This is a genomic window from Roseibium sp., assembly GCF_025698965.1.
Taxonomy (GTDB): Bacteria; Pseudomonadota; Alphaproteobacteria; order Rhizobiales; family Stappiaceae; genus Roseibium.
In genome coordinates this window covers 21,109-34,067 of the sequence record NZ_JAILWL010000010.1, presented here as the reverse complement: position 1 = coordinate 34,067, position 12,959 = coordinate 21,109, and the positions used below count along the sequence as shown (strand labels likewise).

At 57.0% G+C, this 12,959-nt stretch carries 10 protein-coding genes and 1 pseudogene; 8 read left to right on the top strand and 3 right to left on the bottom strand.

All coding sequences use genetic code 11. The features are described from left to right. Nucleotides 1–102: pseudogene (locus K5905_RS01870) on the top strand (IS630 family transposase); the annotation flags it as partial. Between the two features lie 302 nt (nucleotides 103–404). On the opposite strand, the gene K5905_RS01865 reads toward K5905_RS01870, so the two are convergent. Then, nucleotides 405–1,049 (bottom strand): TetR/AcrR family transcriptional regulator, encoded by a 645-nt coding sequence (locus K5905_RS01865; protein WP_297579626.1) that lies wholly within the window; start codon nucleotides 1,047–1,049, stop codon nucleotides 405–407. Nucleotides 1,050–1,203: 154 nt separating this feature from the next. Here K5905_RS01865 and K5905_RS01860 point away from each other — a divergent pair, with 154 nt between their 5' ends. From K5905_RS01860 to K5905_RS01830, 7 genes are all read left to right on the top strand, one after another. Then, a complete protein-coding gene (locus K5905_RS01860; protein ID WP_297579623.1) occupies nucleotides 1,204–2,616 on the top strand; it encodes an aminotransferase class III-fold pyridoxal phosphate-dependent enzyme in 1,413 nt (470 codons plus the stop codon). Between the two features lie 45 nt (nucleotides 2,617–2,661). After that, complete coding sequence (locus tag K5905_RS01855; RefSeq protein ID WP_297579620.1) at nucleotides 2,662–3,759, top strand: extracellular solute-binding protein; 1,098 nt, start codon at nucleotides 2,662–2,664, stop codon at nucleotides 3,757–3,759. A gap of 97 nt (nucleotides 3,760–3,856) precedes the next feature. Next, complete coding sequence (locus K5905_RS01850; RefSeq protein WP_297579632.1) at nucleotides 3,857–5,032, top strand: ABC transporter ATP-binding protein; 1,176 nt, start codon at nucleotides 3,857–3,859, stop codon at nucleotides 5,030–5,032. Between the two features lie 10 nt (nucleotides 5,033–5,042). Beyond that, nucleotides 5,043–5,945, top strand: coding sequence for an ABC transporter permease subunit (locus K5905_RS01845; protein WP_297579618.1), 903 nt, complete (start codon nucleotides 5,043–5,045; stop codon nucleotides 5,943–5,945). Beyond that, nucleotides 5,942–6,760, top strand: a complete 819-nt coding sequence (locus K5905_RS01840) for an ABC transporter permease (RefSeq protein WP_297579615.1) — start codon at nucleotides 5,942–5,944, stop codon at nucleotides 6,758–6,760. The genes K5905_RS01845 and K5905_RS01840 overlap by 4 nt, the downstream gene beginning before the upstream one ends. A 27-nt stretch (nucleotides 6,761–6,787) precedes the next feature. Further along, on the top strand, nucleotides 6,788–8,218 hold the full coding sequence (locus tag K5905_RS01835; RefSeq protein ID WP_297579612.1) for an aldehyde dehydrogenase family protein: 1,431 nt from the start codon (nucleotides 6,788–6,790) through the stop codon (nucleotides 8,216–8,218). Nucleotides 8,219–8,334: 116 nt separating this feature from the next. Beyond that, nucleotides 8,335–9,687 (top strand): FAD-binding oxidoreductase, encoded by a 1,353-nt coding sequence (locus K5905_RS01830; RefSeq protein ID WP_297579608.1) that lies wholly within the window; start codon nucleotides 8,335–8,337, stop codon nucleotides 9,685–9,687. Between the two features lie 98 nt (nucleotides 9,688–9,785). Here K5905_RS01830 and K5905_RS01825 read toward each other — a convergent pair whose 3' ends face one another. After that, a complete protein-coding gene (locus K5905_RS01825; protein WP_297579605.1) occupies nucleotides 9,786–10,709 on the bottom strand; it encodes a PLP-dependent cysteine synthase family protein in 924 nt (307 codons plus the stop codon). Beyond that, nucleotides 10,706–12,958, bottom strand: coding sequence for a DUF3604 domain-containing protein (locus K5905_RS01820; protein ID WP_297579602.1), 2,253 nt, complete (start codon nucleotides 12,956–12,958; stop codon nucleotides 10,706–10,708). Before K5905_RS01820 ends, K5905_RS01825 begins: the two co-directional genes overlap by 4 nt. Between the last annotated feature and the right edge of the window lies 1 nt (nucleotide 12,959).

The window sequence follows — 12,959 nt, the reverse complement described above, 5'->3', positions numbered from 1 at the left end:
CGGCGTCAGGCCTGGTTCGAAAGCCAGCTTGATCTTGATCCGGCCAAGCGCGTCTTCATTGGTGAAACCGGCCTGAACATGAAGATGGCACGGCTGCGTGGACCGTCGATGCTCTGTGGTACACAGTTGGCGATCTCATAGCCCAGTTCAAACTTAAAGAATGCGCCAACTACTTTGCGGCTAACGGATATGAACCAGCATAATGTGGATGCGCTCTAGTGAAATGCGCGCGCTTGAAATGATTAACCATCGCGCGTCGCTAGATCGTCGTAAATTCAGCTACAAATGAGTTACCTCAAAACAGACGATGAAAAGCTTGAGACAGTGTCTTAAGCAATCGGACTAAATATCCGGTTGCGGTTTCACAGCTTAAGCAACATGTACGTCGGATGCTAAAGCAGTCCTCATTCAAAATAATCTGGGAAAAATGCGTTTGCGGTGGTCAGGCAGATGTCAATCGCATAGTTGCGGTCAAAGTCGTGCGGATGCTGTTGGAAATCAATCCACAAACCCTCTAAGAGCGACATAAAGGCCATGGCAATCTTTTCCGGATCGGATTGTGGACGACAGGCCTGGCACAAGACTTCGCAGCAACGCCGTACATAGTTATGCAACACGGTGTTCCGAGTTTCCAGGAAAGACGGGGCCAGATCCTGAAGCTGTGGTTCGGCCCGGAAAGAGACGGTCAGGCGGGCAATCTGCTCATCAAGCACCTCTGGCGACAGATCCGTTTCAAACAGGGATCGCATACGCGCGGCCGCTTCTTCCGGCGTCGTCACGTTTGGGGACGAGCCGTCGGCAAAGGTCTGCCACAACTTATCGTACCGCTCGCCAAGGTAGTGGGCCAGTTCGCGAATAAGGTTGTCCTTCGACTGGAAATGCAGGTTGATCATTCCGCGCGACAGACCCGACTCGGCCTGAATCCGGCTGATGGTGGCACCACCAGCTCCATATTCCAGGATAACCCGGGCGGTCGCTTCAAGTAGCACCTGCCGGTTCATATCCTTGTCCAGCTGGCGTCTGTTTGGCCGGTCAATGTTTTCGGACAAAGTCTTTCCTCTTTGATCCAACTGCCAAATTTTCGATCATTGCGGCTTCATGCCGGATTTTTCGACAAAACACCATAGACAATGAACGATCATTCATCTAATTTCACTGTATGAACGTTCATACAGTGAAATTTCTTTTCAAACGGGAACCGACATGACGGGACTTCGTAGAGAATTCCAAACCTATAAGACCTGGGACAAGGACAACAATTTTCACCCCTGGGATGCGTTTGACAAGGCGGGCGATGACAAGCCGGATCGCACGTTCAGCGAATATGCGGAAGGCATCTATGTCTTCGACGAACTCGGCAACAAGGTGATCGACGGTCCTGGCGGCATGTGGTGCATGCAGCTTGGCTATGGCAATGGCGAGATCGCCGACGCCATGGCGGCCCAGGTTCGCAAGATGGCCTATTGCTCACCCTTCAGTGAGGCAACATCCGTAAGCGCTCAGTTTGCCCATGAAATCGCCCGACGGGCACCGGGCGATCTAAACAGGGTGCATTTCACCACGGGCGGTTCTACTGCGGTGGATTCCGCAATTCGCTTCATTCACTTCCGCAACAATCTGCTTGGCAAGCCCACGAAGAAGAAGATCATTTCTCGGGTGGCAGCCTATCACGGCGGCACTTATCTGACCGCATCGTTGAGCGGCAAGCCGAGCGAAAAGGCCTGGCTCGATACGGACAAGTATCTGTGTCACTTCTTGCCTGACGTCACTCCCTACCGCCGACCTGAGCACCAGAGCATGGAGGACTTTCTCAAAGAGAAGGTCGCGGATCTCGAAAACGCAATTCTTGACCTCGGCCCGGACAATGTTGCGGTTTTCGTCGCCGAGCCAGTGCTCGGATCTGGTGGCGTGATTGTGCCGCCAGCCGGCTACCACAGGCTCTGTCTGGAAATCTGCCGGAAATACGATGTGCTCTATCTTTCCGACGAAGTCGTGACCGGCTTCGGCCGCCTCGGACACTGGTTCGCCTCCGAGGAGGTTTTCGGCATCGTTCCGGACATCATCACTTGTGCAAAGGGTATGACCTCTGGTTTCGCCCCGATGGGCGCGGCAATCTTCTCTGACCGGCTGTTCAAGGACCTGGAGGGAGAGGTTTCGCAAGGAGCCTATTTCACGTCCGGTTTCACCTATTCCGGTCACCCGGTTTGCGCCGCCGCGGGGTTGAAGAATATCGAAATCTTCGAACGCGATGGTGTTCTGGAACACACGCGCAGGGTGATCCCGCATTTCCAGAAACGGCTGGCCGAAATGCTTGATCTGCCCATCATCGCCGATGTGCGCGGAATGGGACTGATGGGCGCCATCGAGTGCTCCTTGACCCGCGACGGTAAGTCGAGCCCGGACATCGACGCAACCATTGGCGCCGTCATAGACGCGCGTTGCCAGGATTTGGGTTTGATGGTCCGTCCCTACGGCAACATGGCAATCTTCTCGCCACCGTTGATCATCACCGAAGCCCAGATCGATGACCTGTTCGACTTGTTGACCCAGGGCGTCAAGGAAGCCACCGAAGAGCTGCTGCGCCAAGGGCTGGAACTGGAACCGGTGCAGGGATGACCCCGCACCGAAGATGAATCCACACACCAATCAAAGGGGAACGTTATGGCGAATTCTTTCATCCGCGCATTGTTGGGCGGGGTGACAGCCATTGCCTGCGTAGGAAGCGCAGCCGCAGGTACCGGCAATCTCGTTATCTACAACTGGAGCGACTATCTCGATCCTGCTGTCATAGAAGCTTTCGAGGCGGAGACCGGCATCAAGGTCACCTACGACACCTACGATTCGAACGCAATCCTGGAAACCAAGGTGCTGGCGGGTGGCTCCGGGTATGACATTATCGTCCCGTCGAGCAACGGCGCGGCCCGCCTGATTGAGGCCGGCATGCTCCGAAAAATCGACAAGGAGAAGATCCCTAACCTTGAACATGTCTGGCCGAAGATTTCCAGAATGATCGAAACCTTCGATCCCGGCAATGAGTATCTCGTTCCTTACAATTGGTGGACCTTCGGTGTGGCCTACAACACCGACATGCTGAACGAACGGCTGGGTCCGGATTTCCCGAAGTCATGGGACCTGCTGCTGGACCCCAAGATCTCGTCGACGCTGGCCGCGTGCAACATCCTGATCGTCGATTCCCCGGTCGATGTCCTTGGCGCGGCGTTGATCGACCTGGGACTTGACCCAAACACTACGGACAAGGGCGAGATTTCTGCTGCGGGGGAACATGTGGGTGCGGTGCGCGAAAACATAGCCCAGATTTCAGCCGACGGAGTGGTTGCGGCTTTGTCCAACGGCGACGCCTGCCTCGGTCTGACATGGAGCGGGGATGCCTATTGGGCCGCGGAAGGCGCCAAGGAAGCCGGTAACGGCGTCAAACTGGACTTCTTTATTCCCCAGGAAGGAACGCTGTTGGATCTGGACTGCTTTGCAATCTTGAATGAGGCAAAGAATGTCGACGAGGCCCATGCGTTCCTGAATTTCCTGATGCAGCCCAGCGTCGCGGCGCAGAACGCGAACTTCATTCGATACGGCAGTGCCAATCTGACTGCGCAGTCCGGGATTGAAAGGGAACTCCTCGATAATCCCGCTGTCTATCCGACCGATAAGACCTTCGAGCGCCTGACGACGCCCGTTGTGCAGGACCGGAAGACCGAGCGCTTCTACACCCGCACCTGGTCGAAAGTACGCACAGGTCAGTAATCGGGCCAACGTGCCGTGTCACCGGCATGACAGCCCGCCCCCGGATCCTGAAAGGGGTTCGGGGGAGAGTTTCTCGTCCTTTGTGTTGCTACAGGAAATGCCATCCATGAACCTGCAAACACGCAAGCCATCTTCCTTCCGACCAGCCGCGGCCATTGCCCGTTCTGAACAGGTGGGAGAACCCATGATCCGCTTTGAGAACGTGACCAAGGCCTATGGAAGCTTCACTGCAATCTCGGATCTGTCACTCGACATTCACCAAGGTGAATTCTTCTCATTGCTCGGCCCTTCCGGGTGCGGCAAGAGCACGATGATGCGCATGCTCGCCGGCTTCGAGAGCGTGACATCTGGTCGTATTCTCTTGGACGGCGTGGACCTGACCGGCATGCCGCCGAACCGGCGGCCCATCAACATGATGTTCCAGTCATTCGCCTTGTTTCCGCACATGAACGTTGCTCGGAATATCGGCTTCGGATTGAAACAGGCTCGCTGGCGCAAGCGTGACATAGCGGACCGCGTCGACGAAATGCTGGCGCTGGTCCAGATGGAAAATTTCGCCGACCGGAAGCCGCACCAGCTATCGGGTGGACAGATGCAGCGGGTGGCCCTGGCACGCTCGCTCGCCCTGAAGCCCAAGGTTCTGCTTTTGGATGAGCCTCTGGGTGCGCTCGACAAGAAGCTTCGCGAAGAAACCCAGTTTCAGCTCATGGACGTTCAGGACCGGCTCGGACTGACCTTCATCATCGTCACCCACGATCAGGAGGAGGCAATGACCGTGTCCTCCCGGATCGCGGTCATGAAGGATGGCAAGTTGCTTCAGGTCGGGGAACCCTCCCGCATTTACGAACATCCGGCAAATGCCTATGTCGCTGACTTCATCGGCAATGTGAACCTGCTTCCGGTCCGGATCTCGGCAACGGATGGTGAACTGATCGACGTGACTTGGGGCAATGGCCGCAACATGGTCATTCGGCCACAGCCGGAAGACCGTCTGAGCGCAGGTGCTCAGAAGACGCTGGTTCTGCGACCTGAAAAAATCCACGTGTCCAAGGAGCGCCCCGAGGAAGCCTTTAACATCAACATGGTCGAGGGTGTCGTGGAGGAAATCTCGTATATTGGCAGTGTATCCACATTCCACGTCCGTCTCGATGATGGCGTTCTCATCCGCGCCCAGGAAGCCAACCGCCTCCTGGCGTCCCGTCGCGAGATTGATTGGGACGACCGGGTCTGGCTGAGTTGGCGGGCCGGAGCATGTGTGATTATCGAGTCATAGGGTCCGCAAAATGAGAAAAGTCTCCCTGCGCAGCCTTATGATCGCCGTGCCGTATGTATGGCTGCTTCTGTTCTTCCTGATTCCCTTTCTGATCGTCGTAAAAATTTCCTTGTCGGACTCCATCACGGCAAGTCCGCCCTACACACCGCAACTGACCGTTCAGGACGGTTTGGCAGGACTTTGGGCCGCGCTCTCCGAGTTCGACTTTGAAAACTATGTCTGGCTCATTGAAGACGGCGTCTACCTGAAAGCCTATCTGTTCAGTCTCAAGGTCGCGGCAATTTCGACACTGGTGAGCCTGTTGATCGGCTATCCGATCGCCTACGGCATGGCAAAAGCCCCCAAGCGTTGGCGCAGCACTTTGCTGCTGTTGTTGATCCTGCCGTTCTGGACCAGTTTCCTGATCCGGATCTATGCCTGGATCGGCATCCTCAAGAGCGAAGGTTATCTCAACATCGCGCTGCTGAAGCTCAGGCTGATCAACGAACCCTTGAACATTCTCTACACCGATGCCGCTGTCTATATTGGCATCGTCTATTCCTATCTGCCCTTCATGATTCTGCCGCTCTATGCCTCTCTGGAGCGCATAGACGGACGGCTTCTTGAGGCCGCCGAGGATCTCGGGTGCGGCTCTGTCTCTGCATTCTGGCAGGTGACGTTTCCTTTGTCCCTGCCGGGCGTGATCGCAGGCAGCTTCCTGGTCTTCATTCCGGCTATCGGTGAATTCGTGATCCCGGATCTGCTCGGAGGCTCGGCAACGCTGATGATTGGCAAAACCCTGTGGCTGGAATTCTTCGCCAATCGGGATTGGGGCGTGGCAAGCGCTGTGGCCATCGTGCTGCTGATGATCCTGATCGTGCCGATCGTATTGTTTCAGCGCCATCAGCAAAAGCATCAGGGAGAACTGGGATGAACCGCCGTTTCAACACATTCAATCTGACGGCGCTGACGTTCGGTTTCGGTTTCCTATACCTGCCGCTGTTGCTGGTGATCATCTTTTCCTTCAACGATTCCCGGCTGGTGACGGTGTGGGGCGGGTTTTCCACCAAATGGTACGCTGTGGTTCTGGCCAACGAGGCCTATATGGAAGCGGCCTGGATCACCTTGCGGATCGCCGCCCTCAGTGCATCGCTGGCCACCGTGCTCGGCACCCTGAGCGCCGTCGTCATGGTGCGCATGGGCTCGTTTCCGGGTCGGACCCTTTATTCCGGCATGATCTATGCGCCGTTGGTGATGCCAGAGGTCGTGACCGGCCTGTCGCTGCTTTTATTGTTTGTCGCCATTGGCATAGATCGCGGCTTCTGGACGATTACCATTGCGCATGTGACCTTTTCCATGTGCTACGCGTCCGTGGTGGTTACGTCGCGATTGCGCACCTTCGACAGGTCTCTGGAGGACGCGGCTCGCGATCTTGGCTGTTCGCCGTTTTCTGCCTTTTGCCAGATCACTTTGCCGATCATTGCCCCGGCTGTGATGTCCGCCTGGTTGCTGTCCTTCACCTTGTCGCTCGACGACCTTGTGATCGCAACTTTCACCTCCGGCCCAGGCTCCACCACACTACCAATGAAACTTTATTCCTCCGTCCGGCTGGGTGTCTCGCCCGAGATCAACGCGCTGTCGACCATGCTAATCGGCATTGTCGCTTCCGGCGTCCTCATCGCGTCTCTGGTTAACCGGAGGCAGGAGCGGCGGCTTGAAAACGAAACACGCGCTGCAGCGCCAGCGTGAAATCAAACCAAACAACTGGATACGGCAATGAAATACAACATGACCGAATTCTACATTGACGGGACCTGGAAAAGGCCAGTTAGCGACGCCACCGCCGATGTAATCAACCCGGCGACCGAACAATCGATCGGACAGCTCGCCCTTGGAAACGAGGCCGACATCGATACGGCAGTGGCCGCTGCCAGGTCTGCTCTCCCGGCCTTTGCGCGCACGAGCCGGGAGGAACGGGTTGCGCTGCTAAAGAAGGTGCTTGAGGTTTACACCGCCCGGATCGATGATTTTGCAAAAGCGATTTCCCTGGAGATGGGGGCCCCGATCACCATGTCACGCGAAATGCAGGCGCAGGTCGGGATCGACCATCTCAAGGCCGTGATTTCTGAGCTGACGGAACTCGGCTTCGAGGAGACGTTGGTCAATGGAGATACGCTGGTGCGGATGCCGGTTGGCGTCTGCGGACTGATCACGCCGTGGAACTGGCCGATCAACCAGATCGTTCTGAAAGTGGCACCAGCCCTGGCGGCCGGCTGCACCATGGTCCTGAAACCTTCTGAGCTGACGCCACTCTCGGCGATCCTCTACACCGAAGTGCTGCACGAAGCCGGAGTTCCGGCTGGTGTCTTTAACCTTGTGCATGGCGAAGGGTCTGTCGCCGGGGCTGCGCTGTCGCGGCATCGGGATGTGTCAATGATGTCCTTCACTGGCTCCACCCGGGGTGGCGTTGACGTCACCAAGGATGCGGCTGAAACCGTCAAAAAGGTTGCCTTGGAACTGGGCGGAAAATCGCCAAACCTTGTGTTTGCGGACTGCGATCTGGAATCTGCGATTTCGGAAGGTCTGGAGGCTTGTTTCATCAATACAGGCCAGAGCTGCGATGCCGCCACAAGAATGCTTGTGGAACGCAGCGTCTATGATCGCGCGGTTGAGATTGCACAGGCTAAATGTGCCGAAATGTCAGTGGGCGATCCGGCGAAATCCGGGGGTCATATGGGACCGCTTGTTAGCGACCGGCAACTTTTCCGCGTACAGGCCATGATCGACATCGGCATTTCGGAAGGCGCGCGGGTGATCGCCGGCGGTCCAGGCAAACCGGAAGGATACGAGACCGGATACTACGCGCGCCCGACCGTCTTTGCAGACGTGGACAATGCGATGCGCATTGCGCAGGAGGAAATATTTGGCCCGGTGCTGGTGATGATCCCTTTCGACGATGAAGAGGAGGCGATCGCCATCGCGAATGACACACCTTACGGGCTTTCGGCCTATGTTCAAACGGCTGATAATGCCCGGGCCGCCCGCGTTGCGCGCGCTCTGCACTCCGGCATGGTCAACATAAATGGGGCCTTTCTCGGTGCCGGTTCACCCTTTGGCGGAGTGAAGATGTCCGGGATCGGCCGTGAAGGTGGCCGCGAGGGCATAGCGGAGTATCTGGAAACCAAGGTCATCGCCATCCCGCAATAGGGTTCCAACCCTTCCTGCAAAAACCGAAAGGCAGGAAGGGCATATATCGCACAAACCTTCAGTCTTGACACTCGGGGCTTATTCGAGACCCAGCCCGCCGGATAAGGTCTACCAGGATGCAGTCCCTTCAACGGATCTATGACGACCATGCCTACACACCAACCCGAAGGGTCGGCACTGTTTGGGAAAGCACACTGCCATTACCTAGGCCCTGCCCTTCTCTGGTTGGCGACCACCGGGCCGATGTCGTCATCATCGGTGGCGGATTTACTGGCCTGAGCGCGGCGCTGCATCTTGCCAGGGATCACGGTATTGAGGCGACTGTGCTCGACGCCGCGCAACCAGGCTGGGGTGCCTCCGGCCGCAATGCAGGCTTTTGCGGATACGGCGGTGCCAAGCTTTCCGACGGCCGGATGACGAAGCTATACGGTGAAGACCAGACGCGTTGCTTCTATTCGGCTCAGGGTGAGGCCATCGAGCTCGTCCGCAGTCTATTAAAGGAGCAATGCATCGATGCGGATACCCAACCGGAAGGAGAATATTGCCTGGCCCACAGCGCCGCCGCCAAGACCACCCTGCCTGCCCATGCAGCAAGCCTCAAGAAATTCACCGGCCACACCTGTGACCTACTTGCAGCGGAGGAATTGCGCGCCAACGGTGTTCATGCCGAGGGGCTTCATGGTGGACTGCTGCTGCCCAAGGGCTTTGGTCTCAATCCGGGCAAATACGTCCAAGGCCTCGCCCAAGCGGCGGAAAAAGCCGGCAGCCGAATCTTTGGCAACAGTCCGGCAATTGAAATCCGCGAGCTGGAGAATGGCCGGTACCAGGTAGACACCCCCACCGGGCGGATCCTGGCGGACCGACTGATCGTCGCGACTAATGGTTACAGTAGCGACAACCTGCCCGACTGGCTGCGCGGCCGCTATCTTCCCGTGGTGTCGCACATGCTGGTTACACGCTCTTTGAGCGACCAGGAATTGCAGTCTCAGGGCTGGACAAGCAGGCGAATTGCATTCGATACACGCGGACTTCTGCACTACTTTCGGCTCCTGCCGGATGGGCGGATGTTGTTCGGCATGCGCGGAACCAGCGATATTACTCCGAAGAGCCAAGCGCACATGGGCAGGTTGGTGCGGAGGCATTTCGAAGCGATGTTCCCGGAATTCACGGCTGCGGAAACAGAGTTCCACTGGAGCGGTCTTGTGTGCCTTTCACGAAATCTGGTTCCCTATGTCGGGCGGATCGGCGACTGGCGGCACGCGTGGACCGGTCTGGCCTACCACGGCGGGGGAGTCGCGATGGCGACCTATGCCGGGCGGATGCTCGCCGGCCTAACTGCGCAAAAACCCGATCCCAGCCCTTACCCGGAGTTCATGGCAACGGGGCTGCCCCGCTTCCCCATACCGCGCCTGCGTCGGCACGCCTTACCTTTTGCCTTTGCATTTTACGGTCTCATGGATCGGTGGTGAGCACTGGACCAATAGCCTGCCCTCCGGGGAGTATGTGTCGCGGATGTCCCGCAGCAATGGGTAAAAGGCACAGTCTGCTGACCCGGACCTTCAACGGATCAGAACAGACCGTCCATGGACAGATACCGTTCTCCGCTGTCGTATAGGAAGCAGACAATCTTCCTGTCCGCTAGATCGAGTGACTTCCGGACTTGATCTGCACCCCATACGGTCGCGCCGCTGGTCGGGCCGACAATCAGGCCTTCGGCCCTGGATACAATTCGAGCCCATTCGAACGCCGTATCATCGTCAATCAACAGAATGTCGTCCACCAGGTCACTGACACGCTTGAAATTCTCGGTCACCAGACCGGGGCCTATTCCGTTGATGCGATGCGGTGCGGATGCGCCACCGGAGAAAACGGGGCTTGCCTTGGGTTCCACTCCGATGATGCGAACTGCTGGATCCTTCTCCTTGAAATATCGCGACAGCCCGTCAAGCGTGCCACATGTTCCTAGACCGATCACGACGGCACCGACTTTGCCATCTGTCGCCCGCCATATCTCCGGTCCGGTTGACAGATAGTGCGCCTCACCGTTTTCCCCAACACTATGCTGGTTGACAAAAAAAGTGTTCTTTGGATCGGCGTCACAGAAAGCAATAGCTCGATCACGCGCGCCGCGCGTGTGCTCGCTGGCAGGTGTCAATACCAGTTCAGCGCCATAAGCGCGCATCAGTTTCTGGCGCTCAACGCTACAGGCCTCGCTCATGAAGAGGCGAACGCGGAACCCCAGAACCGTGCCGATACTGGCCAGCGCAATGCCGGAATTGCCGCTGGTTGCCTCGACAACGACTGTGGAGGAGGTGATTTTTCCCGACGCCACGGCTTTTCGAACCAGGTTCAGCATTGGCCGGTCCTTGATGGAAGTCGGGTTGAGGCATTCAAGCTTCGCCACGATCCTGCCGGCGCACCCGGGAAAGGTTCTATCCAGCGTCATCATCGGTGTATTGCCGATTAGCTCCAGAACATTTTCAGCGATCATCGGACATCCCCCTGGGAACTGCTGGATACATAGATCGGACTCGACCAGGCCTTGTGCCCGTCCTCCTGCGTTACCTTGACAAAGAATTTGTTTTCCTTCTTTCGCGAGAGCGGCAGCTCTACGCATTGATCGAACGAACAGGTCTTGAGGATTTCGGGCAGTCTTTTCACGTTGAAGCGAATGTCCATACCGCCGCAATTTACCGTTTCACCGTCGGCGTCGAGCGATCGCATCGCAAACCTCCCACCCTCGAAATTCGTATCGATGATCACGTCGCCTTCCATGGCTGCTGCGTCGACCCAGATATCGATCGCCGCCTCGCCTCCGGTCGTGACCGCGGTCCAGATGATTTCGCTGTCAGAGACCTGTTTAGGTTGCTCGTTGTGGTTCCAGAAATTGACGGCCGCGTACCGTTCTATTTCACCGCCGCTTAGCCTTAGTTTGCCCTGCCAGCGCACAAGCCGACCGCGGCCGCGGTAACGTTGACCCGCAACGGTGACACGTATCCGGTTTCCAAGCTCGCGCTGCTCCCATGTCCGGTATGTCCTGATGAGTTCTGTCGCATCGAATATTTCGACACGCTCGATCGGGGCCGATCCCTCAACGCGAAGGGCCAGCCGCATGGACTCGTTACCGGTTTCAACGACATCTCCCATGAGGCATTGAGTTGCCGGAGATGTCGACGAATCCGGCTGAAGCACCCGGCAGCCATTGTCAAATTGTCCGGCCACATCCAGGAATATCCGTGCCCCGGTCGTGGCATAATGGTGGCGCTTGCGGAATTCAGCAAACAGCGCATCCCTATTGAGACGCGGCAGCAGATGGCAGGTAAGCCCGCCGTAGGAGCCGAAACTGCTGTCACCGGGATAGCTCGCCCCGGGTCTGCCTTTATGCCCATCGCTTGAGCCAACGATGCCGACGCGATATCCCATTTCAATCGCGTCTTTCAGGATCCATTCGAATGTGCCCCAGGCGGAGTGAATCTCGACCGACGGTTCAAGCTTCGCTTCAAAAGCATATTTGACGTCCGCATGCCGGCCGCCAACATGCGCGACGACGATCGCGTCCTCGCCTTCGAGCCGGTCAAACAGATCCGGCAACCTGTGGGCATCTTTGTCCGTGCGGGTGCGGTCTGCGATCAAGGCGCGGCTTGAACGGTAGATCGGCCTGCCCTCACCCCGGTACCACACATTGTGGTCGCCACCCGTGCCGGTATTCCCCGACCACTCGTAACCGGGGACCGCTAGAAACCGGTCGTCTTCGTTAAACTCCGCCGTCAGACAGTTGAGCTCCTGCCAGAAGGCGTCCGTGATCTGGAAATCATTTCCTTGATGACCGCAAATGTCGAGGAAAGACTTGTTTCGCGCAAAGTCGAAATACTCCCTTGCAGTGTTGATACCGATCGTCTCCCCACTCTGGCCATGCATATCGCTCCAGAAATGGGCGAAGGAACAAGGTTTGATCACGATAGGGTTTGACATTGCGAGGAGGTTTCCACGTTCGTCGTGCGCGCGTATCGTGTACGTTCCCTCTTCCTCCACTTTCAGTCTTTCGGCAATTTGCACGAATTCGCCTGGCAGAAAGGTTACGTTTTCTGGCAGGCCGTCTACCCTACCTGTCGCCGACAGCCGGATCGTCTGGTCGATCTTGTCAGATGGGTTGCCCCACACATCTTCGGCCTTGATTGAGATCCGGAAAGGTTCTCCGGGACGGCGCAGTGTTGGTGCGACGATTTTCCAAACCGCCGGCACTGTTGGAACGACCGAAACATACGGTGTTCGCGCCTCCGCCAACGGAACGTAGTCGTAAGTGGCATAAGCATCCACCAGAACCTGGAAGGTCAGTTTGCTTTCGCAGAATGTCTGAAGTTGCAGGCCAGGCGATCCGTTGCGCTTGTCACCCAGTCGCAGCGTAATCGTGTCCCCTTCCTTTAGATACCGCAGGCAACGGATAAAGATCGACTTGTTCCAGGGGCGGATATTTCGGCGCGTTTCGATCGAAACCTCAAGAGGCGCTCCATTCGACGCTTCAGCAGTCACATATCCCGGTTGTGTAGGCTCTGTCGTCTGTAGCGGTGAGCCGTCAAAATGTCCGCGCATGCCGATCTTGACACTGCCTTGGTCATCGATACCGAACAGTCCGGCGGTATAGACCAGAGTAAGACTTTGCCAACTTCGGACTTCGAATGGTCCGCGCGGCTCAAGCGTCGCCGTGCCCATAAGATCTGGGCGATAGTCGTTGTATGGCATG